At 57.0% G+C, this 24,881-nt stretch carries 19 protein-coding genes and 1 pseudogene; 10 read left to right on the forward strand and 10 right to left on the reverse strand.

Annotated features, from left to right (window positions below):
* Positions 1-327 precede the first annotated feature (327 nt).
* Both ACVJ5M_RS48080 and ACVJ5M_RS48085 read left to right on the forward strand, forming a co-directional pair.
* Entirely contained in the window at positions 328-1,851 is a 1,524-nt protein-coding gene (locus tag ACVJ5M_RS48080) for an undecaprenyl-phosphate glucose phosphotransferase (RefSeq protein WP_144030642.1), read from the forward strand.
* Positions 1,852-2,189: 338 nt separating this feature from the next.
* Complete coding sequence (locus ACVJ5M_RS48085) at positions 2,190-2,993, forward strand: hypothetical protein (protein ID WP_144030643.1); 804 nt, start codon at positions 2,190-2,192, stop codon at positions 2,991-2,993.
* Positions 2,994-3,006: 13 nt separating this feature from the next.
* Here the strand turns inward: ACVJ5M_RS48085 and ACVJ5M_RS48090 are convergent, their stop codons facing one another.
* The 5 genes from ACVJ5M_RS48090 to ACVJ5M_RS48110 all read right to left on the reverse strand — a co-directional run bounded on the left by ACVJ5M_RS48090 (position 3,007) and on the right by ACVJ5M_RS48110 (position 9,140).
* Entirely contained in the window at positions 3,007-4,335 is a 1,329-nt protein-coding gene (locus ACVJ5M_RS48090; RefSeq protein WP_144030644.1) for an O-antigen ligase family protein, read from the reverse strand.
* Positions 4,332-5,789 (reverse strand): GumC domain-containing protein, encoded by a 1,458-nt coding sequence (locus ACVJ5M_RS48095; RefSeq protein WP_354100673.1) that lies wholly within the window; start codon positions 5,787-5,789, stop codon positions 4,332-4,334. The genes ACVJ5M_RS48090 and ACVJ5M_RS48095 overlap by 4 nt, the downstream gene beginning before the upstream one ends.
* 228 nt (positions 5,790-6,017) lie before the next feature.
* Complete coding sequence (locus ACVJ5M_RS48100; RefSeq protein WP_144030645.1) at positions 6,018-7,124, reverse strand: acyltransferase family protein; 1,107 nt, start codon at positions 7,122-7,124, stop codon at positions 6,018-6,020.
* An 80-nt stretch (positions 7,125-7,204) separates the two neighbouring features.
* Complete coding sequence (locus ACVJ5M_RS48105) at positions 7,205-8,296, reverse strand: acyltransferase family protein (RefSeq protein WP_354100674.1); 1,092 nt, start codon at positions 8,294-8,296, stop codon at positions 7,205-7,207.
* 7 nt (positions 8,297-8,303) lie between these two features.
* On the reverse strand, positions 8,304-9,140 hold the full coding sequence (locus tag ACVJ5M_RS48110) for a WecB/TagA/CpsF family glycosyltransferase (RefSeq protein WP_144030646.1): 837 nt from the start codon (positions 9,138-9,140) through the stop codon (positions 8,304-8,306).
* Between the two features lie 196 nt (positions 9,141-9,336).
* Between ACVJ5M_RS48110 and ACVJ5M_RS48115 the strand changes: the two genes are divergently transcribed.
* Positions 9,337-10,410, forward strand: coding sequence for a glycosyltransferase family 4 protein (locus tag ACVJ5M_RS48115; RefSeq protein ID WP_085399361.1), 1,074 nt, complete (start codon positions 9,337-9,339; stop codon positions 10,408-10,410).
* A gap of 60 nt (positions 10,411-10,470) precedes the next feature.
* Here the strand turns inward: ACVJ5M_RS48115 and ACVJ5M_RS48120 are convergent, their stop codons facing one another.
* Together ACVJ5M_RS48120 and ACVJ5M_RS48125 are read right to left on the reverse strand one after the other, a co-directional pair.
* Positions 10,471-11,592 (reverse strand): glycosyltransferase family 4 protein, encoded by a 1,122-nt coding sequence (locus ACVJ5M_RS48120; RefSeq protein WP_085399362.1) that lies wholly within the window; start codon positions 11,590-11,592, stop codon positions 10,471-10,473.
* On the reverse strand, positions 11,541-12,830 hold the full coding sequence (locus ACVJ5M_RS48125; protein WP_085399363.1) for a polysaccharide biosynthesis protein: 1,290 nt from the start codon (positions 12,828-12,830) through the stop codon (positions 11,541-11,543). Before ACVJ5M_RS48125 ends, ACVJ5M_RS48120 begins: the two co-directional genes overlap by 52 nt.
* Positions 12,831-13,262: 432 nt before the next feature.
* Here ACVJ5M_RS48125 and ACVJ5M_RS48130 point away from each other — a divergent pair, with 432 nt between their 5' ends.
* The 4 genes and pseudogenes from ACVJ5M_RS48130 (at position 13,263) to tnpC (ending at position 18,004) form a co-directional block, all read left to right on the forward strand.
* A complete protein-coding gene (locus ACVJ5M_RS48130; RefSeq protein WP_354100675.1) occupies positions 13,263-14,798 on the forward strand; it encodes a GH12 family glycosyl hydrolase domain-containing protein in 1,536 nt (511 codons plus the stop codon).
* An 802-nt stretch (positions 14,799-15,600) separates the two neighbouring features.
* Positions 15,601-16,053: an IS66-like element accessory protein TnpA gene (gene tnpA / locus ACVJ5M_RS48135; protein ID WP_144030647.1), complete on the forward strand. Its 453-nt coding sequence runs from the start codon at positions 15,601-15,603 to the stop codon at positions 16,051-16,053.
* Entirely contained in the window at positions 16,050-16,406 is a 357-nt protein-coding gene (gene tnpB, locus ACVJ5M_RS48140) for an IS66 family insertion sequence element accessory protein TnpB (protein ID WP_007606730.1), read from the forward strand. The genes tnpA and tnpB overlap by 4 nt, the downstream gene beginning before the upstream one ends.
* Before the next feature lie 69 nt (positions 16,407-16,475).
* A pseudogene (tnpC, locus tag ACVJ5M_RS48145) lies at positions 16,476-18,004 on the forward strand (IS66 family transposase).
* Positions 18,005-18,292: 288 nt separating this feature from the next.
* Here tnpC and ACVJ5M_RS48150 read toward each other — a convergent pair.
* Both ACVJ5M_RS48150 and ACVJ5M_RS48155 read right to left on the reverse strand, forming a co-directional pair.
* Positions 18,293-19,333, reverse strand: coding sequence for an acyltransferase family protein (locus tag ACVJ5M_RS48150; RefSeq protein ID WP_456679807.1), 1,041 nt, complete (start codon positions 19,331-19,333; stop codon positions 18,293-18,295).
* An 824-nt stretch (positions 19,334-20,157) separates the two neighbouring features.
* The gene (locus tag ACVJ5M_RS48155) at positions 20,158-20,388 is read right to left on the reverse strand and encodes a DUF6894 family protein (protein WP_085399368.1); all 231 of its coding nucleotides are present in this window, start codon (positions 20,386-20,388) and stop codon (positions 20,158-20,160) included.
* A gap of 292 nt (positions 20,389-20,680) precedes the next feature.
* On the opposite strand from ACVJ5M_RS48155, the gene ACVJ5M_RS48160 reads away from it, so the two are divergent.
* Positions 20,681-21,076: a hypothetical protein gene (locus tag ACVJ5M_RS48160; protein WP_201266135.1), complete on the forward strand. Its 396-nt coding sequence runs from the start codon at positions 20,681-20,683 to the stop codon at positions 21,074-21,076.
* 1,007 nt (positions 21,077-22,083) lie between these two features.
* On the opposite strand, the gene ACVJ5M_RS48165 is transcribed toward ACVJ5M_RS48160, so the two are convergent.
* A complete protein-coding gene (locus tag ACVJ5M_RS48165; protein WP_201266136.1) occupies positions 22,084-22,239 on the reverse strand; it encodes a hypothetical protein in 156 nt (51 codons plus the stop codon).
* Positions 22,240-22,417: 178 nt separating this feature from the next.
* Between ACVJ5M_RS48165 and ACVJ5M_RS48170 the strand changes: the two genes are divergently transcribed.
* Together ACVJ5M_RS48170 and ACVJ5M_RS48175 are read left to right on the forward strand one after the other, a co-directional pair.
* Entirely contained in the window at positions 22,418-22,573 is a 156-nt protein-coding gene (locus ACVJ5M_RS48170; protein ID WP_161495767.1) for a hypothetical protein, read from the forward strand.
* Between the two features lie 263 nt (positions 22,574-22,836).
* Positions 22,837-23,307, forward strand: a complete 471-nt coding sequence (locus tag ACVJ5M_RS48175) for a hypothetical protein (RefSeq protein ID WP_456679808.1) — start codon at positions 22,837-22,839, stop codon at positions 23,305-23,307.
* The last annotated feature ends 1,574 nt before the right edge of the window (positions 23,308-24,881 follow it).

The following is a 24,881-nucleotide window of genomic DNA, read 5'->3' on the forward strand; positions in this document are numbered from 1 at the left end:
CCATTGTGGACGGCAAGTCTTAGGGCTTTCAAGCCAAACTTTGATTACCGTGTGAAAGGTCTCAGCGGGGGCCAGATGTGCGATCACCTTGGTGCGGCTGTCGCCCTGTCCGCAGTCGCCAATCAGAAGCGGACACGCGCACGCTCACCGCTCAGAGTGCTTGCCAACAGCTATTGGGGGATGGGAGGCGGCGCGATGCAAAGCACACCTCAGGTGAATAAAAACCGCGGCCAATCCGCACGACTTTAGTCTAAGGCGGAAGTCATTGTTGCGCCGCAATCAGAGGTCAGTTAATGCAAGGTTAATTTTGCAGCCAAATCGTTAGCGGTGAGCTTTTTCGCACCGAGTTTTTTGAGTGTATTTTTTATGTCGAATTGTAATGGTAAATTGGCCTCGGATCGGACAGTTCCCTCTCTTGATCAAATTGGCTTTGCAACCAGGGAGTTTCGATTCCGATTTCCCCAAGCGGCAGCAGGTTGCTTTTGCGCCGCGGTCGATTTTTCAGTCATTACGGCGTCGAGCATTCTAGGCTGCTCAATTTATCAAGCGTTCTCAAGCCGCGCTGTCAGTAATTTCGATGCCTTTGCGTTGTCGGGAAGCATTGCGGCGATCCTTTATTTGTGGATGGCGCACGCGGCTGGATTCTACCAACTCGGCTCAATCGTTTCGTCGCGCCCCGCTTATCGAAGAATCATCAATCGTTGGCTTATCGTCGGGCTTCTGCTCACCTTTCTGGCGTTCCTGCTCAAGGTTGGCGCGATCTTTTCGCGGGGGTCGATTATCAGCTTTGTCGCTTTGTCGGCGACGCTGTTAATGGGTGCGCGCTGGGCTGTCACGCGCGTTGTTAGGGGGGCCGTGACCGGAGGAATGCTAGCTGGTCGTCGAGCTGTCCTCGTTGGATCACGGGATGAGTTGGCGGCTTTGGACGGCGATCAGCTCTTGAGGGATTTCGGCTTAACCGAGATCGACCGCTTAACTCTCCCAAGCCACAGCCTCTCGATGATGCAGCTGAGCTTCAGTGAGATGAGCGTGCTCAATCAGGCTATGGAGAGCGCGAGGCAGAAGGGAGCGGAAAGGATTGTACTGGCAATTTCCTGGAATGAGTCGCGCAGGCTTGAACTCATACGCGACCGCATGCGGGCCTCCCCGCTTCCCGTTCAATTGGTCCCGGACCGGGTTGTTCGAGACATCACACAGGACCTGACCCTAGCCTCGAAGCCCTACTCCGCGATTGAAATCAAACGCGGGCCACTCTCCCACTTCGAGCAGTTCTTGAAACGCGCGTTGGACATCGTCGGTGCCGTGGCGCTGCTCGTGTTGCTATGGCCACCTATGCTCTTAGCTGCGATTGCAATCAAATTGGATTCGGCAGGACCGGTTCTGTTCCGACAGCGGAGAAACGGATTTAACACGAAGCAATTCAGGATACTGAAGTTCCGCACCATGACCGTGGGCGAAGATAGCGACAAGGTCGTCCAGGCGACGCGATTCGATCGGAGAGTAACGCGGGTAGGTCGCCATTTGCGTCGGTCGAGCGTCGACGAGCTTCCACAACTTTTTAACGTCCTGAAGGGTGATATGTCGCTGGTCGGACCACGACCGCATGCTCTTGTGCATGATATCCAGTATGGCGAAATACTATCAGACTACGCATTTCGCCACCACGTCAAGCCCGGCATCACCGGTTGGGCTCAAGTGAATGGATTTCGGGGCGAGACTCCTCGGATCGAACAAATGCAGCGACGAGTGGAACTCGACCTCTGGTACATCAACAACTGGAGCCTGTTGTTGGACCTGAAGATTCTGTTCAAGACAGCCTTTGAGGTTGCGAGCGCGCGAAACGCCTATTGAGCATCGCGACGTGTCAGGGCACGCCAATCAGGTGAATTTCTCGTGACGCGCCAGTATGATTATTGTCAGGAAGCGCAATTGCGTGGGCAATAGAGAGCGCATTGGCGGCGCTTCCAAGCCCGCAAGGAGAGGTGATACTAGCCGTTCGGTAGACCGAACGCTTGAGTGCGCAGTACACCTTAGCTAAGCAAGGATTCTAGTTTCAGGAGCTCGGACAGCGTTCGATCTCGGATTGCATCCAAATTCAAAAGAATGACCGCGCGATGTGCCCCCTATTTAATAGACGTTCGATCACCGTGGGGGCAGCGACGAGCCTCCTGCTTGCACGCCCAGGTCGAGTGGTCGCCGACGTCTCTTCCGGAGGCTTACCACCGGCCCAGCTCGCTGAAATCACGCTGACCGATCAAAGAGGGGCAAGCAAGCAGGAATACAGTTCGGGTCAATTCTTGGCCTTTCAGGCAGTGAACGACGCGTCGGCTGATAGACTTCAGACAATCACGCTTCTTCCCGAAAGCTTTCCCAAAGGCACGATTCTGCGATGGAAATGGCCTGACAACGCGAACGACAGCGTAAAGAGCTGGAACGCCATCGATTACGGAAACTATCTCAATACGATTACACCCGCCCAAGTTCCACCGAGCAGGATAAAAGCAATATCGGCACTAATTCACGAAGCCGATATCGGCTACTCGGCACCTTCGGACAGCGCGAACGTGGCGTTAGACCTCTTTCTTTACACATCTGGCTCATCGACCGAAGCGACGATGGCGTGCGAAATCCAAGTATTCCTCCATGCCACGCCATCGGCACGGCGTTTCATGGCGACTTTGGAATCATTGGGAATCTATGAGTCCGCCGCCATCGGAAGCAGTCCATCCGTCAGGTGGGCAGTCACACGTCAGCAGTCGAATTTCTTCAAAACTCCCTACTACCTGTTTTGTCCGAGCGACGGATCGGATCAACTGGCCTCAACTTTCGATGTGAAGGCTCTTCTCAACTGGCTCAGGTGGGTGAATCAGACAACAGGGAAGATCTATCTGACCGGCGAAGAGTATTTCAATGGATTGGCTACGGGTGTCGAGCCGGTAAGAAAATCAGGTTCCGCGCTCTTTCATTCGATCGAGGTGACGTATACGAGATGAGGCGCTCCGCGCGCTACGGAATAGGTTGCACCACACGCAAGCGGCGGTAACGCTCTTGGATTGCTCGATAAGTCTCAACTACTGTCTCGCGGTTTACGAGAGCCGCGACGCCGACGAGGATGATCCAACATGGGTTGGAGCGATCGACGATCGAATCTTCGAGAAAGTCACGAAAAACGATAAAGAACAACAACGCAGTCAGAACAAATCGGTCTCTTCCCAAGCGTTCGGCGGAAAAGAGTTCCTTCGCTGGCATTATTACCGCAGCGATTAATGTCAAAACAAGGCCTGCGGCGCCGACTTGGATCGCGATGTTGAGATAGCCATTGTGGGTGTGGTCAATCTGCTCAGCGACCCAACCGTCGGCGTATTGAAAAACTGGACTGGCTTTGCCGATCGCCCAAAACGAACCGTAGCCAGCCCCTAGAAACGGGTGATCAACAAAATAGGATGAGGCGATGGCCCATATTTGAGGCCGGCCGGTGAAGGCGCCAGGATCGTCAAGTTTACTCAGCAGTTCGGATATCTCACGGTTGTAGAAATTCAGAAATCCGAGCACGCAGACGATGGCCAAAGAGCAGACAACAAGCCGAAGCCGGCGGTATGGCCACGTCGTCGCGGCGACAACACCGAATGCAATCGCCACGAACAGCAGGCCAAGAGAGGTCTTTGATCCCGTTCCGATCAGGAAGCAGACCGCGAGCAATGCAAGCAGCGGGCAGACCAGAAACGATCGATCTCGCATGGCTCTGTCGATGAACACAATGGTCGCGATCGCGGTAAACGCGCCGGTCTCGTTCTTGTGAATGTGAGCCCCTCGCCAGTCTCCGATCAATCCAACATCTGGCCCCGCCGCTGTGTGAACGCCATTGGGTGACACCAGCAATGCGACCCAGTCCAGGAATAGTATCGCTACCGAAATCATGAAGAGCGCATTCAGAAACTCTGGGCTCGTCATGCGCCGAACAACGAGCGAAATGGCTACAGTAACCATTACGAGCAGCAGGACGCGTCTCACTGCGATCATCGGGTCAACGGCCCAGACGACGCTTACCAAGCACCACAACAACACCATGGCGAGCCATACCGGCACGCTGCCAAGGCTCTCCACTCCCTCCTCGTACCACACCCTCCACACGACGAGGGCAAAAAGAGCCGCGAAAGCGCATTGCTTGGCCAGGTCACCGCCCCCCGCTTCAAGGCTGGCAAGTTGCATATCGCCTTCGCCGAAAATGAAGACCGGAGTAAAGCCGACCCAGGCCACAAACAATGCGGCGCAGACAATCCATTGTCCCCAATAAGACGGAGAGACTTCGAATTTACGAGCGGCTGACAAGCTCAAGACACCTTGTCTCGCACTCGATCCAGCGACGTCAGGCTAAATTCCTCTGACGATTCGAGGTTGAAGACCTGGTTGCGGTCAGACTTATTACCCGCGGGCTTGAGGCCCTTCCTACCAAACAGCAGGATGCCCGCAAAGCCGAGCAAGAGCGAGGCGATCGCAGCCGACCCGATGGCCAGAGTGTACCTTGGAAATATCGGACGAAGCGGGACCGTCGCCAGTTGCAAAACTTTCAGCGGCGAAATTTTCGCCGCTGAGAGTTCGGCATTGATTTGCTCTTCGACCATTCGGCGCGAATATAGGTCCGAGTTCGCCACCGCTTGATCGAGCGCGCGCCTCCTCACCAGAAACTCCCGTTCATTATCCGATAGTTTATTCAATTGTTCCGTCATCGCCACGGCTTCCGCCGCCTGTTGCTTCTCGAGGGTTACCGCGCCTACGAGTTCCGAGTTTATCTTGAATAGATTGACCATCGACTGCTGGTAGACTTGGATCATCAAAAGCGGCGGATTATCGCTGACGTCGGAACCGGAACGAGGAGCACTCAATTGGCTCGATGCCGGCGGCTGCGCTGTCCCACCCTGCGAGCGGTCCGGCTTAAAGCTATCGACCAGCGATGAGAGGTATGGAGAACGCGTGACCGGAGCGAGCTTTCGAAGTTGATCGAGCATGTCTTTCAGCTCGCCGTTTTTCTGCGCGATCAATCCGCGTGTGCTGGCCATCGAATTCAACAAGTCGCTTTGACGCTGCAGCAGCAACTTGCGCTGCTCATCGGCCGAATAGGTCTGTGTGCGTTCCGCGAATTCATTCACAGACGTCGCAGCCTCCTTCAGCTGATCGTCGAAGCGTTGCTTCTGTCGCGTGAAGAATTCCGAAGCGCTATGGCTGCTGTATAATTCCAGATAACGATCGATCAGCGAGCGCGCAATCGCGTTTGCGAAAGCCGCGGCCACGAGCGGGCGTCTATCCCGGAACGAGATTCGCAGCACATCGCTGTTGGGCTCAGCTTGGATGGACAAGCCGTTCCGAAGTTGAAACGAAGCAGCGTCGAGCTTATCGAGGCTGGCCGGCGGTGAAGTGTCACCTGCGAAGAAATGTTGCCTCAAGCGAGTGAAAATTGAGTCCGGCATCGTCGGCGTGTGATCGAAGAGCGTTTCCATTCCGACCGATTCAATCGCGGAATGGATGACCTCGTCACTCTCAGCTATCCGAACGAGAGATGCGCCCTTTGTGGGAATCTTCTGGGGCGTCCCGCTTGCATCTTGCGTGCTGCTTTGACTGGCAAAGACGAGCGCTAATCCTTCGTATTTTGGTTGTAGGGCAAAAATTGCTGACAAAAGACCAGCAAAAGCAATTGCCGATAGGGCAATAAACAGAACGAAATTGCGCCAAACGAGGCTGAACAGGCCAACCGTGCGCTGTCCGATCATCCTGTCAAACTGACCTATATCCATGCTGCAACCTTTGCCGAAATTGTCGGGAACTTGCCCCACGTCGTTACGACGTTTACGAAATTGATCGCTCGATAAACTTCAAGCTAGAGTGAGGAAGTATCCTAGGAACCGCCTCTCACTTGCGGGTTGGAGTTTAGCCCGGATTTCTCAATTCATCATGCCCATGCATTTAACATGCCCCAACCGGAGGAGCCACAACGGTCTCTGCTAATGGTAAGCGCCCTCCGGTTAGGCTAACAGTCGGGCCCGCTTCGGCAGATCCCGCGGGCGCTCCGCAAAATGACGGAGTTTTTCGCCCAAAGGGCGCTCGATCGAAAGATGCACGAGATATCCCACCAAATTGCACAATAAGATAGAGGCAATTAAGAACGCTACCGGATGTTGCATCGAACGCGGCAACAGGCCCCAGACGGTCGCGAAAACCATCAAGACGAGTGGATGAATGAGGTAGGTGCTGTAAGACGCATCGCCGGCGGTCTCAAGTACCTGCTCGACCCTGCCAGGCGCGGCTGTGACAGCGTTGGTGCAAATATAGACAGTACACACCGCCATCGCGGCAAAAAGAATCTGCCAGGATACCGGCAACGGGAATGCTCCACCGAGCGCTATGAACGCGCCTCCGCAGGCGACCATGAGAATTAGAGAGCACGCGATGGGATTAGGCACTGCATACCGCCGAAGCGCGCTGTGCTCCAGCAGCCCGACGACCATGCCCAAAGCAAACAGCAGAATAATGGGATCGCTCCAGAACTGAGCAGGAGTGACTGGATCGGAATAGGGGAACGGCGGCCAGAAGATCACATGGCAAACCACCAAGGCTGCGAGAACGACGAATATCCAGGCGAGGCCCAAGCCTCTTCTGAATGTCAACGAGAGAGCGAATAACATGTAGAACATCATCTCATAGTTGAGAGTCCATCCCTGTCCTACGATCGGCCTCATGCCCGACGCCCCCGGCGATAGATATGGAACGAAGAGCAGACTTTTAACGAGGTCCACGGGGTTGAAAGCATTCGTCCGCACTACGGAAACAACCAGAAAGGCCGAAGTCGCCAGCCAGTATAGCGGTACGACCCTCAGGATGCGTCGAACAGCGAACCGCCTCGCCTGTTGGATGTCGCCGAATGTATCATACGAGCTACGGACCATGATGAGCCCGCTGATCACGAAGAAAACAGCAACCCCGACCCAGCCTAGTATCCAGGCAAGCGCGTAGTTATGCTCTCCAAGAAGCTGCCTGCGTATGGGATACTCCAAGGCATGATCGGCGACGACGAGCGAAGCCGCGATCGCACGGAGCGCCTGCAGGTGATGAAGTTTGCCGGTTACACGCATGTCTTTTTTCTGCTTCGTGCCGTCTTGGTCCAGCGCTGGCCGATGCAGTGGGCCACGGGACCGAGACGCGAGCCGATACGTCACCTGAAACCTGCAGCTAGTTGAGCGCCTTCAGGCTTTCCGCGACGGATGAGTTGGGTCAGAGGCCGCTCGATCAAGAAGTGCGCCAACACACCGGCAACGACCGCGGCCGGAAATATGAACCAGAAAACGAGATTGGGCGACGATTGTCCGATCTGAAAACGAAAGAATATCTGACAAAGAATCGATATGGCCGCCGAATGAACAAGGTAGATTGCATATGATGCCTCGCCAAGCACCAATAGGGGCCAGCTCGGAACAAAGCCATGCCTTCGCTCGGCCAGCGCGAATCCGAGCAGGATTAGAAAAAACGGAACTCCGAGCGCCAACAAATCCTTGGGCAACCCCTGCTGAGCCTCGATGGATTCGTATGCCGCTCGCGGGGCCAGTGCGACAAGCAGGAAGATGCCCAGTGTGCCGATCGGCAAACCCAACCAATCCGGAAGCTGCCTGTAAGCAAGATAGGCAAGCATCCCGAAGAAGAAGTTGATGTTCCACATGCTCATCCAGCCCATATCTAGGCTGTGCAGCAAGAAAGACGATATCATGATCGCGACGAACCAGCAGGCGAGTACGACGGCACCGGCCGCCCTGTTCAAGATCGCAATTGCAAAAATGCAGTAGAACAAGACCTCAAACAGGAGGGTCCAGGCGACCTTCAGCGGCAGCGATGGCTCATTTACCCATCGCAGGAGTGTGTAGGACGAGAGAAGATCGCCCCAGGTGATGCCGAAGTTGATCTTTCCCACACCAGCGAAAGCTGCGGCAATAAACAAGGTCAGAAACGCCCAATAGGCTGGATAGACGCGGGAGAACCGCCGCCACAGATACGTCGTCAGTTGACGCGGCTTGCCGATATCCTTTGCGTGCGCGAGAAAGATGATAAACCCGCTCAGCACGAAAAAGAAATTCACGCCAAACCATCCGCGGCTCGCGACCGCCTCGATCCATCCGAACGGGTGCAATCCGCCATATTCAACATGGGCCATGATAAGACCTACGTGAAACGCCACCACGCTCACGGAAGCTAACCCGCGCATGACTTGGATGGATTGGATCGGATTGCCGGACTTCACCCTGCCTTCTGACATTACATTCTCACGCGGCTTCGGATTTGCCCGGCTCTATGCCACGGCCTTGTCCGCGGGAGTTAGAATTAGCATGATCAGGGTTACTGCTTGCGATCTCTGATGAGCCGCTGACCTTAGCAAGTAGGTTTGATCGGCTGACCCAAGCAACTTGAACTATCCTTGTAGAGAAGATTACACCGCCGACGATGTAGCGGCGCCACAACCTCCTTGGCTCTAAAAGCAGCCTGAAGAGCCATTCCATGCGAAAGCGTCTGAGGCCTTTAGGTGCGCGCGGAAACCTATCGGCGAGGAAATCAAGTATCGCTCCACCGTTCAATATCAAACACGGATGCCGATCGAGGCGCTTGACGAGTTCCACGGCGACGAATTCCTGCTTCGGCATTCCCATGCCGAGCAAGATGATATCCGGAGCCGCGCACGCGACCTCCTCGACATAGGCGCCGACATCCTTGAAGCCGTCGATGCGAAGCACGACGTTTGCGCCAAACTCCTCTATTCGTGCGCAAGCCGCTGAAAGCCAAGGCTCTCTGGTTCCTATGACGGCAACTCGCGCTCCCGGCCGAGACTGAAGCACCGCAGGAATTAGATCAGTGCCATTGGTATTAACACCCGCCTTCAGTGCGGCTGCCTGCATGATCAATTCGGTACCGACGCCATCTCGCAGCACGATCTCCGAAGCCATCAACGCGCTATAAAACGCGGGATTGCGGCAGGACAAGTTGAAGGCGTGCGCATTCAAGAATGAAACAATTGCCGGGCTGACTCTGACTGAATTCAGCCAATCTATGCAATCTTTGCTGTTACCGAATACGCGAACTTTTTCCAGCAAGCTGATTGAATGCAAATTTTCACCATCAAAAAAGAGAAAAGTAATAAATCTTTAAAGTTTCTGATAACAATCGGCGATTCGCGCGTCAATCGCCCGCGGAGGGCAAAAATGCGGCACTTTCAAGATATTTTTAGGCACATGACATGAGTTTTCCGCAGCGCAAGCTTGCATTTCCTAGGTCTAACCAACCGGCGGCTGAGGCGCTGCCGCGATGAGAATTCTCGTCATTGGTGGCACGCGCGATCACTTGGGAGGCGTCGAGGCGTTTTGCGATCGAGCCAAAATCTCAATGGAGCGAATTTGCCCCGAACTCCGGATCGAACGTCTGTGGACCAGCACGGCATATTTGTCATTGCGGCGGCTTCCTGCATTTGTGCTCGGCGTGTTGCGTCTCATCGCCTCCCGCGCTAGCGGCAATGCTGTGGCCTGGATCCAATATGTAAATCTTCCCGATCTGATCTACGTCCTGCTCGCCAAGGCACTGGGCTACGAAACCGTCGTGACCCCGCATCTGGGCTTGAACTGGAAGTCGCAGCGCAATTCGACCCTGCGGACGATATCTCGGCTGATCTTGTCGAGAGCCGATCGGATCGCGTTGCTATCCCAAACCCAGGAGAGCGAAATATCTCTCCCATCGAACGTCCAACGGTCGCTCATCCGAACCTTCCTACCGCCGGAGGTCCTTGAGCCGATCTCCGTGCCGGCCAACACCGACAAGTCCGAGCTTCCGTCAGGTGAACTGCGGCTCATACATGCGAGCCGGCTCTCCGTTGCGAAGGGCACTTTTTTGATGCTCGATGTTTGTGCGCGTCTTCAAGCGGCCGGCGTGACTTTTTCGGCGCAGATCGTCGGCAGTGCAGACGAGGAAACGCGCATTTCGCTGCGAAAAAGTATTGAGGAGAAGAACCTCTCCGAGCATGTCAGCCTGCTTGGTTGGGCCACGCCTGAACAACTGATGGGCCAACTCCGCAACGCGGACGTGCTTGTGCACCTCTCGCAAGTGGATTCCTATCCGCTCATCGTCCTTGAGGCGTTGGCTTCGGGCACGTTACCGCTAGCGCTTGATCTGGCTGGCGCCAGATCCATGATCTCTGACTATGACGGGTTTCTTGTGAGCCGCCTACAGCCCGTGGAAGATGCCGTCACACATCTGACCACCTGCACCTTGGCTGACATCAGATCCCGCGCAGCGGCGCACGCCGGACAAGTGAGAGCGGATTTTGCGTGGCCCACGGCAGCAACGCTATTGCTCGAATCGCTGCAACCCACACGGAGCCCTACTTAGAAGCGTGCTCAAACGCCGAGCGGAAAGAAAATTCAGCAGGCACACCCCGTTCGTGCTGAGTTATTGATATTCAGCGATCATTTTCGCAGCTATTTTGGACCAATCGAGACGGGCACGGGCGGTTTCCAGCGCCCCTGCCCGCAGCCGCTCGCGCAATCCAGGGTCTCCCGAGAGGCGGCTCAATGCCCGCGCCAAAGAACCGGCGTCGTTCGGTTCGACCAGGAGCCCGTTGACGCCATCCTGAACCACATCGACAATGCCGCCAACGCGACTTGCGACGACAAACCTCCCGTTCGCGAAGGCGGCTGACAGCACGCCGCTTTGGGTCGCGCTGAGGTATGGCAACACCAAGCCGTCGCACGCGCCCATCTTGTCGATAATCTCGGCAGCCGGAAGGAAGCGATTGGTCACATCGACCGAGGGCAGAGAACGGAAGCGCCCTTCGAGACGATCCAGTTCGGGGCCGGCACCAGCGATATGCAATGTACCCTCTCCGCCCTCCCGGAGGAAAATCTCCATGGCGTCGCACAGTACCTCCAATCCCTTGTAGGCCTCCATTCGGCCGAACATCAGCATCGAAAAAGGACCTGTCGGGCTGGAAATCTTCTCTCCCGCAAGGATGATTCCATGTTCCGTGAGATGAACTCGGTCATCGCGATGCGGTGCCGGGAGGTACTCCTCAAGGTATTGCTCGCGGCATGAGAGGCCGTGGACAAAGATATGGTGAACACTTCGTCGCGTATATCGACGAAGCGGTGCTAGTCTCCTCGCGATCGCGTCATCCCCACCCATGTGAGGGACAGGATCATGGATGGTAAGCGCGAGAACCGCAAATGGTCGCGCCAGGGTTACGACAATAGCGGCTAAGACCGCCTTCCTAAATCCGCTAGGCTCCTGCCAGTGTATCACCGTAGGCCTAAACCGAATGATACCGATCAGAAGCGTCCACAAATCGCGAATTGAGACAAGGTTCGTTTGCTGGACCTCGACCCGGGGCGCAGCGGGACGTGATCGTCCTTCATACTCGGAAATCAGGGCAGCCTGATCGATCATCAATCGAACGTCGGATTGTTCCGACAGGGCCCTGGACAACAAATAAGAGTATTCCGGGAAATGGGGGGCAATCATAACTATCCGTTGCATTCGGCCGCTCTCTCTAAACGACTGAGTTCTCTCAACCATTTACGAGCAAAATAGAGGGTTGCTCCAAGATAAATGATTGCTCCAAGACACAGGCCGGCGATGGACCACAGAGCACCGGCGAACATCACCAACATCCAGACGGCCCCGACGCTTCCGATAGACGAATAAACGCTAGCCATTGCAAGATCCTTGAATTCTCCCGCGGCCTGGAGGAGCGCGCTCTCCGGCGTTTGCAGGAGACGAAGTGCGGCGAATACGGTCCAGAGCACGGTTGCAGCTGCCACGTAATCCAAATCATAGGTCGGCGGGAACAATAGACGCGGCAACCACAGAAATATGACGACGCTGATCAGAACGGTGGCAATCCAAATCGCCGCAAGCGCGGCACGAAACAACATAAGAGACTGTCTGACGGCCGAAAATTGTCCCCCTGAGATCAATCGTGCCATCTGTGGGCGCTCAAAATCGGTCAGTGCATTCTGAGCGACGTTAATCGGGCGCATCAACAGAGAGCTTGCGGCAATTGGTGCAAATGCAGAGGGCCCCTGCAACAAAGTGACGATGTAGACATGTGCATTTGCGGTGGCCTCCGTTGTCAACACACCCAATAATGCCCATCGAGCTTGGTCTTTCCAAATCAGCCGGTACCGGGCAAATGCAACGCCCCACCCCTCGCCGACATGCAGCGAAAAATACGATTTCCCGATCGGCAACACCCCGATTATGGCGCCAACCAACATCGAAAAGTAGCAGGCGATCTGGGGGGGCCAGCCGAGCAGTCTGATCGTGACCGCAAGCATCGCGAGAAGACTGACGCTGTACGCCAGATCCGACGCCACCGCCCTTAGCTGCTGGCAGCGGACATAGGCAAAAGAACGCCCAAACCAGCGAATCAGCGCGACAGCGCCATAAAGGGCAAAACAAATCGACGCTGATGTGCTCAGCCCGAGCCGCTCCGCAACCAGAAAGAAAACGACGATCGAAAACGCTGCTGCAATCCAATTGATACATCTAAGAACGTTGATCCCGATGCGCTGTTCGGCGATCGAAGTTTCCAGCAGGAGTACCGGCAAAGGCGCACAAAACAACGCGCTCCAAATGCCCCAGCTGAATTGAGCTGCTACCAGCAAAAATGTAAAAACGCCGAATTCGGCCGGTGACAATACTCGCAGCATGAGCAAGGAAAGCGTGAGATGGATCGCTGCTACGCTGACGGGCCCGACGACGGCGATCGCGTAGCGCAACAGCTTTGTCGAGCTCCAGGAAAAGGTGCTCATGTGTCCATCTCGATCTGATTAAGGGCCACGAAATCGACCTGCGCCGACGGCGTCCTGCGATGGACATCCGGATCGGTGGTAACCGCTGGGGATGATGTCTTGGACTACGACTGAAAACGCAATCACTTTGGGAAGGGCCCCGACCGGCCTCGAATTCGTTAGAAATTAACGACCGACGACCTTGAACTACTCCTACTTATTTCAACATGCATTGCATGTGCCAGTATTTTTCGTCGAGTTTCATCATTAATGTAAACTCATGGTGGGCTTTTGCCTGAAGAAAGCACCACCCCCAGCGTGTCTGCCGGGCGACCTGCCGCTTTTTATCTTTCAGCTTAAAGTGAGAGAAACAGCCTCGTCCTAAGAGTTGACCCAACATCATTTGTGGGAACTTGATTCATGGACGGGCTAAGCTCGAGTTACGAGATCCATATGGTCGGTGGTCAGAAGACCATCGTCAAAAATGGCGTATATGTTGCGAACAATGCCTGGAATCCAGGCTCTCTCGTTGATGGCGTTGACTACACGATTCAGAGTACGTCCAACTTGAATAACCTGACGGAAGGGACCACGTTTCAATGGTCGTTCCCCACCGTCACCGATCTATACTCCCCGGTCCGCGCCTATCCGGACATCATCTTTGGCGTAGCGCCCTACGGCGATACGGTTAATGCGACCGATACGACACACACTTTTCCGATGCAGTTGGGGAACATCGCAGCTCTCACCGCTGACTACAGTACGACCTATTCGGGAGATACAACCGGTTTCAATGTCTCATTCGATATCTGGTTAACCAGCGCGCCGAATGGCGACGGGTCAACCGTTACAAACGAGATCATGATATGGACCCATGGCAATGCCTTCCAACCCTGGGGAGATGCCATCGGCAAATACTCCAACGGGGCGTATTCGGGAACATTCTACCATACGGGCACCTATACGGCGCTCATTTTGGACAACGATGTGCCTGCGGGTACGTTTGATATCAATTCCGTGTTCGATAGCCTCAAAAGTCTCAATGTCGTTTCTGACAAAGAATGGCTCGCTTCCGTCGATTTTGGATCCGAGGTAATTTCCGGCTCTGGATCTCTAACTATCAACAATCTTGATCTTTCGCTGACGACGAATGACGGTACCAGCAAGGAGATATCGGGCAAAGGCACAACTACTATTGTCGGAGAGAGCGCGCACGACCTTCAGCCGATAACCGATTCTTTGGGAGTTCTCACAGGTTACCGCGAAACGACATCGGACTCTGCCGGCAATCAGATTGTTCGAATGTACGACAGCGAGCGAACGTTGCTCACTACTGAATCGATCAACACCGCGTCGAACGGAAACGTCTTTACCGAGATGCGCGACGCGAATGGAAATTTTCAGAGCCTGACCGGCGTCATTCAAAATGCCGACGGGTCGACTATGACGGCCCACTACAGCGAGTCGCACGCGTTGACAGGATGGGAGATATCGAAAATCGGCAGCGCCGGAAACGTCACGACCGTCTACTATTCGAGCACAGGCAGCGTCACTGGAAGCTCTATCGAGACCACAGCCGCCGACGGCACAAAAACAGTCGTTCAATACGATGCCCACGGCCAGGCAGCCAGCAACACGCCTTACCAAGCGATTACAGATGCGAATGGAACGTTCACCGGCTACAAACTCGTCTCGACCGACGACGTAGGTGATCCGCTCATCAAATTGTTCGATTTCAGCAAGTCGTTGACATTTGTCGATAGCATCAAGCATGCCCCTAATGGAGACGTATTTATCAGCCACAGCGATGCAGCGGGTAACGCGCTCGGCGTCACCGGTCTGATACAAAAGGACGACGGCTCGGTGCTGGTGGCTCAGTATGACGCCGCTCACACCCTCCTGAACTATCACGTGGATTCCACCATGCACTCGGGAACGGACCTTCTTCAACTGGCGCAGACAAACGCCGCCTTCCTATTGGCCGCTTGAGCATCTCGAGCTCGACGATCCACTTCCGGTAAACAGTCGATCGAGCTCTTTAAGCCTATCGAATCCAGGAATTCTCAGTCAGAGGTAGCAGAGTTGCTTCTCCGTTCAACACAGGCGATGATCGCGCGGCTCAAGTGCGTGATTTCTTGAAGCCTCGATCGCTTCGCTGGATATCCTGCGCGCTGGCCGCAAGGATGGTGCCCCGCGTGTGATCACAGACGATGAAGGCCGCAATTTGGGCGATAGGACAGACCGCTCGCTGCCGCGCAGTCCGCCAGATCCGCGCTGAACTCTACGGCGTTTCCACCTACTGAACTTTAGTTCGATTGTGGCAATGGCACGCGACACCTAGACTACGTGGTAATTTTATTTGTCGATTTGAGAACCATCGAACCGTGTGGCTATATATTGATCTAGCGCTTGTTTCATTATTCTTTGTAGCGGCGATCTTCGTCCTTTACATCGCATTCAATCTTCCTGAAGACATCTATACGGAAGAAGATTAAAGGTGGCTTAGGCCATTGTCGCCCCTCTCAAGCGAGCAACCGTCTCGCGAGAGGTCTTCGACATGGTAACTCGGACGCTACAACGCAGTTCGCCTTCTACCCTGTTGGTGACTCTTCATGGCATTCGCGGTTTCGCGCGTGGAATCGCTTCGATCGACGCGCCAGGGAGAAGCCGTTCGCCAGAACTCGTACTCGCGCTGCCCCAAGCACGAAGGCGACGTAAGCGCTGTTTCGGTCCCACCTTCCATTGAAGGCGTCGAGCGAGGAATGATCGATCTCTGATTGGAGATCGGCTTGTGTCTAAGCTTGAACATATGCTTGAGCCCAGGACCTCGGTTCGTCTGGTCGAGGTCATCACGGAGAGCGGCCGACGTCGGCAGTTCTCGGCCGACGACAAGGCGCGGTTCGTCGAGGAGACGCTGGCCCCGGGAGCCGTGGTATCGGAGGTCGCGCGGCGGCACGGATTGTCGCCGCAACAGCTGTTTACGTGGCGCCGGCAAATGCGACAGCCGGTTGCGATCCCTGTGGCTCCCGAGCCGCAGACGTTCGTGCCCGCTGTCGTTACCCCATCGTCCACGCCGCCGGAGCGCTCACCGCGGCAGCGCCGACGCCTCCGGAAGGCGCTCGAGGGCGCCGAGAACAGCAGCATCATCGAGCTCGAGATCAACGGCGTCGCGGTCCGGGTCGGCCGCGGCGCGGATGCCGCGACGATTGCGGCCGTGATCCATGCGCTGAAGACCTGCACGTGATCGGTCCGACGGGCGCGGTGCGGGTGATGGTGGCGACCAGGCCGGTCGACTTCCGCAAGGGTGCCGAAGGGCTCGCGGCCCTGGTGCGTGAGAGCATCCAGGCCGATCCGTTCTCCGGCGCCGTGTATGTGTTCCGCGCCAAGCGCGCCGACCGGGTAAAGCTGATCTATTGGGACGGCACGGGTGTGTGCCTGTTCGCCAAGCGGCTTGAGACCGGTTCGTTCTGCTGGCCCAACGTGCAGGACGGCGTCATTCGCCTGACCGCGGCGCAACTGTCAGCCTTGCTCGAAGGACTAGACTGGAAGCGCGTCCACGCCGCGCGCGAGACACCGTCGCCGATCCAAGCGAGTTGAACTGCGGCACAGTGAATCAGTATGCATGTCGCGCTCGCGGGATGCCGCGACGCATGGTGTAATCGCATCATGGCGACGACGGCCGACACGCTTCCGGACGATCCCGGCACGCTCAAGGCGATGCTGCTGGCCGAACGGGCGCGCGCCGCGCGGCTCGAGCAGATCATCAAGGAGTTGCAGCGTCATCGCTTCGGCCGCCGGGCCGAGACGCTGCCGGAGGACCAGTTGCTGCTCGGCCTGGAGGAGGTCGAGCAGGTCGAGGCGAGCAGTGATGCGGCGACCGATGCAGCCAATGCTGCCGAGCGATCGAGCCGAGCCGCACGGCGCCGCAGGAACAGAGGAGCGTTGCCGGCGCATCTGCCGCGGGTCGAGATGCTGGTCGACCTCGACGATCACGCCTGCCCGTGCTGTCAGCAGGCGCTGCACCGGATCGGCGAGGATGTGAGCGAACGACTGGATATCGTCCCGGCCCAGTTCCGGGTCCTAGTCGTAAGGCGGCCGAAGTATGCCTGCCGGGCCTGCGAGACCATGGTACAGGCACCGGCGCCAGCGCGGCTGATCGAGGGCGGGCTACCGACCGAAGCCACCGTGGCGCAGGTACTCGTCGCCAAATATGCCGACCATCTGCCGCTGTATCGGCAGGCTCAAATTTACGCCCGCCAGGGCCTCGAGCTGGATCGCTCGACCCTGGCCGATTGGGTCGGGCGGGCAGCCTTCCTGTTGCGGCCGGTGCATGAGCGACTGCTCGCGAGGCTGAAGCAGTCGCCAAAACTGTTTGCCGACGAGACCACCGCCCCGGTGCTCGATCCCGGACGCGGCCGCACCAAGACCGGCCAGCTCTGGGCCTATGCCCGCGACGACCGGCCCTGGGGCGGCACGGACCCGCCCGCCGTCGCCTATGTCTACGCTCCCGATCGCAAGGCCGAACGGCCGATCGTCCACCTCGCGGGTTTTGCCGGCATCCTCCAGGTCGACGGCTATGCCGGCTATCGGGTCATGGCCGAGCGCGGTGACGTAGAACTGGCGTTCTGCTGGTCCCATGTGCGCCGGCGCTTCTACGAACTCGCCGCGGCCGGTCCCGCACCGATCGCCAGCGAGGCACTCGAACGTATCGCCGGGCTCTACGTCATCGAAGCCGAGATCCGCGGCCGCACCGCCGACGAGCGTCGCGCCGTCCGCCAAGAGAAGAGCCGGCCGATCGCCGACGAGTTCGAACCCTGGATGCGCGCCAAGCTTGGTCTGATTAGCCAGAAGACCAAACTCGCGGAGGCCGTCCGATATGCGCTGTCGCGTTGGGACGGGCTGACGCGCTTCATTGCCGACGGCCGCGTCGAGATCGATTCCAACGTCGTCGAGCGCGCTATCCGCCCAATCGCGCTCAACCGCGAGAACGCCCTGTTCGCTGGCTCGGACGGCGGCGGCGAACACTGGGCCGTCATCGCCTCACTGATCGAAACCTGCAAACTCATCGGCGTCGAACCCCACGCCTATCTCGCCGACGTCATCACCCGCATCGTCAACGACCACCCGAACAGCCAGTCGACGAACTGCTACCCTGGGCCTATCTCGCTACCCAAGAACGCTGGCGCGTGGCCTGAGAACATCGCTTACAAGGCGACGCTTCGAACCACCAGTTCACCGCCGCGTCCGTGCACGGCGGGGAATGAGGGGATGAAGGTATTGGTGACGACCATCTGCACTTTCGTCGATGAAGCGGTACCGTCAACCGTGTTGCATCATATTTGCCTCGCGCAGGTAGTGATACAATTGGAGCCGAGCCACCGTTCGCCCGGCGGCCAAAGCGACTTACCCGATTGCATCGCTCGTTCGTTATATCGAAGACGGCCTCTTGGCGTTGCAGAAGCCCGGCGATTGGCACGCTCTTTCTAGGCAGACGACGGCTCCGCTCGACGGGAAAACGCATTACCCAGAATAGGCAATTCAATCATTTGGTGGACGATCACTCCGACCACCGTTGCAGTCAGCACTGCGCCAGCAATATACAACTGAACTCCGTGAGTGAGTTCGAACAGACCCACTCGCTGATACAACTGCCCGAACGCGGATATCACCAAGGAATGCGTGATATAAATCGAATAGGACGCATCTCCCAGCAAGCATGGCAACCAGTAAAATTCAATTGGCTGAGAGACATCAAGAAGCACGATTCCAGCAACGACTGCCGCGGACGCGACCAGCGCACCGATCAGACCAGATTCAGTCGCAGGCGATAATGACGCGCCCAGAAGCAAAAGCGCTATACACGCGGCTCGTGGTGCGCGCCCTCCCCTTGTCACATAAAAGCCGAGCACCACGCCGACAGCGAATTCAGCAAGATATGGCGACGTGTAAAACGCAATTGTCTTGTTCTCAGGTTTCAAAACGAAACCGGCGACAATGAGCACCACCAATACAGTCAAGAGCACGAGCAATCGAAAGCGTCTTCCTAAAAACAAACACGCGCCGAAAATGAAGTAGAAAAACATTTCGTAGTTCAGTGACCAACCAGGAATGACGACTGGTTCCACCTTCCCTGTGATGGGATGACTCGAGGGAACGAAAAGGAACGAACTCACGGCGTGCCAGAGATCAAATTTTCCCGACTTAACTAATGATGGAGTCAACACGAGCGCGGCGACGGCAATTGAGGTGACAAGCCAATACAGCGGAACGATACGACGCACACGCCGCCACCAAAAGCGCCAAGGGCTGACATCACTTGGTGGAGCAGTAGAGACCCACATTATGAAGCCGCTGATTACGAAGAAGACATCAACTCCCAGGGTGAGCGATTGATGATTAGGAAGTGGAGCACCTCCGCGGCTTATTTGGGCTCCGCAATGAAAGACGACGATCATCAAAGCAGCAGCGCCTCTCAAGTATTGGATACCGATAAACTCCAAGCGAGATGTCGGTGGTTGTCCCAAATGATTAATCCTACTTATAAGGCGCGGCTGAAGGACCGGCTCGAATTAATGTTCGTCTGGGCATACCGACATTTCGCGGGCAATCGAAACATCGCGACGATAAGTAGTAGAAATAAACGACGTCAACAAAATCGGCCCATACAACATCGGGTCCTCGACGCAAGAATGGGTTGCCAAAAGCTCTCGAAAATGGCGCTCGTGGGCCAAATAGGTGGATGCCGAGCGGGATATTAGATGTCCAAATGCGTAAATTTGTCTGTCACGTAGACTACTGGAACAACCCGGCGGCGCAATAGGAGTTCAAGTGTTTGGCTTTGGCGGTAGAGTTTAGACGCGCACAAGCTACCACAGCAAGCTCTATCCCGCCCCAGCACACAAAACCTGCCGTGCTCGCCGCGTCCATCAAGAAGATCGACAGCGAGATCAGAAACCCGCTAATGCGCTGGGTCTGCGGGATGGTATTCGATAGCTGGAAGCCGGCGGAGAGCTACCCGCATCGCGCTCACATTTACGCCGCGCAGGCGGCAGGAAAGGTTCGCTGGTGAAGCATCTCGATGAACGACCCTACCCTGCCCCGGAAGCACGCGCGCAAGTTCGTCGAGCTTGCCGCCAGCGTCGATCCGCCAGCTTGGCCGCATCTATATCGAGAAGTTCTATGCACTATTCCTGGTCAAGCTAAAGCCCAGTGGCAGCGAATCCGGCATGAAGTTCGCGTCGAACACGGCCGGTTGTCGAAGCATGAGAGCGGCACTTAGGTGAAGCTGACGCTCAGTGACGGTCGGCTGACCCGCAAGAAACGTACGGGCCGAACAACTGAGGCGGCCTTATCTCGGCCTCTCCGCGCCGATGTGCAGAGCGTATAGGGTCTTTTGAAATTCGTCCGTGACCTCTATCCGCCAGTCGCATTCGGGCTTAAGCCTGCCATCGAGGCCCTTCAACCTCTGTCCGGCCGTCTCGACGGCTGCTTTCCAAGCGGCGTGCCTGTCGGGCAGGTCCTTACCCTCTTGACCAAGCCGGCGGCGGTGGTGGATCACATGAAAAAAGTATCGCGGCATAATTTTAAATCCAAAAGGATTGTTTGTTGTTCCTTACCCCGCACGCGCTAGTCCCGAAGAGGTAAGCCAATCGCTCAGCCGAGCCCCTACGCGGGCCAGTCCAGGAAGCGCCGCGCCAGCGGCCAATTGGTCGAGCCTGCGGTGCCCGAGCTTACCTGCGCAGACAGCCGCAGTACGGTTACGACGGATTGGCCTGCGTCGGCCGGTGATTTTGCGTTAGGTGCACAATCCAGATAAACGTAGTGGGTTTTAGAATGCTGCGAATTTAGGCGACAAGCGCTCGGGATTTTTAATGCGCACAATTCTCATCATTCTCGGCGTCTGGCTGTTAATCAATCTTCTGGTCGTCGTTGTGATGATAGCGCCGCGAAAGAACCGGGCGCCCAACTCCGGGAACAAGACGGGCGCTCTTCTGCCCGCACAGGTCCGGGCCGATGAACCCCCTGCTGACGACCCGCCCCTCTCGCTTCGACACCTGATCATCGCGGTTGCGCTTGGCGCCTTCTTCTCGCTGACACCGCCACTCCTCGAAGCATACGACGCCCTTCGCCGCGGCATCCTCCGCTTCAGAGGACGAACTGTAGGCGAGAACGGAAAAGTGCCACGTGAAGAGACCCTCGGCTCGAAGCTAACCAAGTTACGCACACGCTTGGGGGAAAAGCAGTCCGACGAGGATAACAAAGGTTAGGCTACTATTGCTTCGCTTCGCGATCGTGTGCCGACGTACCTGGAGACTGGTCCGATATTCTGGGACACAATGGTCGCCGGATTCGCATTCTGTCAGGATTGCAGAGCTTGCCGAAAGGTCGCGGGCGAAAAAAACAACAATGCGCGCTGGCCGCGGCGGCACGTATTTTGGAGCAGTACACCACGTACTCACGTCGAGGTTTCTTCACGCAGGGCAGCCGGCTCGATTGCGGCCTCTGTCACCCTCGAGCGATCGACGGTTACTGGAGTCCATTAAGGACGCCACGTGTCAGCACCATCCGGGCTTGCTGGATTGCGCTAGCCATCGTCTCTTCGGCGGCACTCATATGGCACTCACCAAACGCTCATACCCGTCGTGCTCGCTGCGTCCATCAATCCACAGCACGATCGCGAATGCGCCGAGATGAAGGCCAGGCGCGCGCGGGGCGAGAAGCTCGACAGCGAGACCCGGAGCACGCTGATGCGCTGCGTCTGTGGCACCACATTCGACAGCCGGAATCCGGCGGAGAGCTACCATCTACGCCGCGCAAGCAGGAAAGGTTTACCGATGAAGCACGCCGAGAGCCGGCTCTACGCAGATCCGGAAGCCGCCGCGTCGCAATGTCGCCCGTGTGGTCAGCCGCTGCGCACGTCGGGAGAACCGCAGGCTCCACCTAGTGCGGCTTTTGCGGCTGCTGGTCTTGGGGCTTAACATTCATGTTGCTGTCCGGCATTTTGTCCCGGCCCTGATCTCCATTGTCGTCTTTGCCGCCAGAGGTGGACGTTCCACTTCCGCTGCTCGAACCAGGGGACATGCCGGTGGTGGCACGCGGATCTTTACTTGGCGCCGCCGAGCTTGCTGCGGGGTCACCCGTGGTCGCCCCTCGTCCGCTCGGAGCGCCGGTAGACTGCGCAACTGCACTGGCAGTCGAAAGGACGAGCACCGCTGCTGCTATCGATAGGCGTATGTTCATTGCGAGTCTCCCGCGTTGACTGCCATAAGCGTGCCTAGTGTGTGTCGGTCTTCTGCCAGTTTTCGAGATCTAGGTTGGCTTCGTTGCGCTGCTCCGTCTCCGGATTGCCCTTCCAAGGCTTGTCCGTCTGCTTGTGCGTCGCCTGCTCGGCTTGTTGCCGCGGATCGTCTTTGGGTGTTTCCTTGCTCATGTCTCTCTCCCGTGTACTGAAACAAAAGCTTTGAGCCCACAAGCGTTCCTCGAGAGGGAACTATTCGGTTCGCTTAAATCCGGGTTCTCCAAATAACCGTTGGGACTGAGTGTTTTCTGCAAGCTTTCGACAATCGATCTTCCAGGACGGCCGCAATCGGCCGTGGCACGGGTACTTGATGATGAAATACACCGACGGCCGCCCCTACGCCGATCCCGAGGCCGCCGCGCGCAAGCTCGTCGAGCTCGCAGCCAACGTCGAGACCGTCCAGGATGGCCGCATTAATATCGAGCGGATCAACGCGCCGTTCATGCCAGCCGAGTCTTGCGATTGAGCAATCTGAACCGACGCAGATCGTCGTCATCCTCCCCCAGCATGTCGAAGGCGTAGAACTGCACCTCCTCATTGTACTGGCCGGAATGCAGCGCCTCGAAATCCGAGATGCCGTGCAGGTTGAGGATCGCCGCATGTAGCGGACGACGGGTGCCGTCTCGACCACCACGTCGTCGAACAGCACGATCCCGGCGGTAAAGTTTGGCGCTTCGATCTGGGCGAGCACCTCCGTGATCATCAGTGCCGCTTCTTTTGCATGTAGGCGTGGACATCCTCGACCATGCGCTGGGTGGTGACGAGCTTGGTGTCGTTCTCTTCAAGGGACGGCAGCGCGCATTCAAAGCACAGCTTGCGCGCGTCGGCAGGCGCATGCGGGCGATACTGAACGCCGCAGCCGCAATCGGCGCACCGCCCGGCGAGATTATCGGCCAAATGGATGCGGCGTTGTCAGGGCCGCGCACACAACCACATGCCTCCATCTATATTCCTGCCGGGCCGCGATCGGCCTCGCAGGATCGCGAGGGAAGAAAACGCTCGGCCTCGCGCAGGCTGCGCAGCATGTATTACTTCTTGAGAATGCCGATGTCGGTGTTGCCCAGGTTCTTTATGGCGCGTTCGGCGGCGGGCGTATCCACCGCGTTGTCGTGGGAAGTTGGAGCCGGACTAACCGAGGAAGCATCCACGTCGCCGGTTGCTGCGTGGCTGAGCGCGTTGCCCACGTTGGGACTGGAGTAGCCCCCAGTGCCGCTTATGGTATGCCCGGTCGATAGGGTGCCGCCCGCATAACCTTTCGAGCCGGCGGCTGCAGTTCCACTCGCCGCCGAGCCGCCACTGCTCGATCCACCTGTACTCTGGGCCAAGGCGAGCGAAGAGCCGCCAACGAGCAAGATCAAGATAACGGCGATGTGGTTCAAGAGCGGTCCTCTACTTGAATGACCGCTCAATGGGTTGCACCTCCGAAAGTTCCTATGGACCTCCCCGCTCTCCAAGCCACCACGTTGATGGTGGATCGCGCCGAAATCTTGCTGGGCCGGAGCGCCACAAGGTGGCTTCGCTTGTACGGCTAACCCCACACCGCCGAGCAATCCTTACGTCGTGAACCGGCCGGATGTTCAGACGCAGTGCCGCCGGTGGCCAAGCCAAACAAGGCGGCCTCCACGAAAGAATTAGGGGCGCTGATTCACATAGGTTATAGAAACGATCTGTTAACCGGGACAAAGTGGCATTCCGGGGCTGGCTAAGCCATTTCATTTCGGAATTATTGAAACCCGGAAAGCGTGAGGGGCCGCTGTAGACGACAGCGGTCCTTTGCGTTGTGAGCCACTTCGGTGCGTGCGAGCCGGGGAACCGCAGCCCCTCGCACAATGCAATCCAGTCTCGGCTTGTCTGGCTTTGCGGAGGATAGCTTCGCGCCTGAAACTTGGCGGGAGATTCTTGGCTTGCTCATTGCGAGACCCAAGCGACTCCGCAAAAATTGCCCATAAGAAATAGGCCGCCAACTGAGGTGGCCTTAGTTTCCTTGCGGAGCTTCTTAATGAGCCCTTCTGGTCGAGAACAATCGAGTCACCGGCCAGGCGCTGACTCGGCTGTTGATGGTCGACGCTTTGGCATAGCGTGGTATCGCAAAGAGATCCCGAGCTGATGCGCTTTGAGGGCCACTGCCGGGGCGCCTCGGTTTAATTCAGCGGCTATCTTTTCGCGCCGGTGATTCCCGGCCATCGCCTTGAGCTTCTCAATCTCTTCTGAGGTCCACGGGTGGCGAACAGGATCTGCCATATGGCGGCCTCCCAAAATAGTAGGCTCCTCAGCACAATATCCTCCCTGACCAAAAGTTTCATTCCGCCTGGATAGATCAACAATACGGCCGGTCGGTTCTGCCAGAGAGCGCCACCGCGTTGGATCCAGGCACCGGCGAAGAGGCATAGTCAGGGTTGCAGCCGTGACAGGAGACGTTGTCGATCCTGATTCCGAAGTCGCTGATCTGCGCGCATCCGATCAAGTTCGGCCCCAGCTTTGGTCGTCTCTTGGGACTGGCGCTTCAGTTCGACAACAAGCGTCTCTTGCTTTGCGAGCTGCCGTTCTCCCCCGACGCCCCGGCGACAGCTTTCCGTCGATGGTCTGAAGCATCTGCCCGGCTCCCCGGCCTACCCCTTCCTTGCCCCTGCAGCGGCGGCCGTTTCTCCGCAGCCTGTAGTATCGGGGTAAGCGTGCGTTCCTCGCCGTCCATCGTGCCGGCTTGAGCCGACTGCGCCTGGCGAGAGACGGACGAACAGGACACCTATCGAGAGACGGTGCTGCGGGATATTGTA

It is taken from the genome of Bradyrhizobium sp. S3.7.6 (assembly GCF_054061875.1).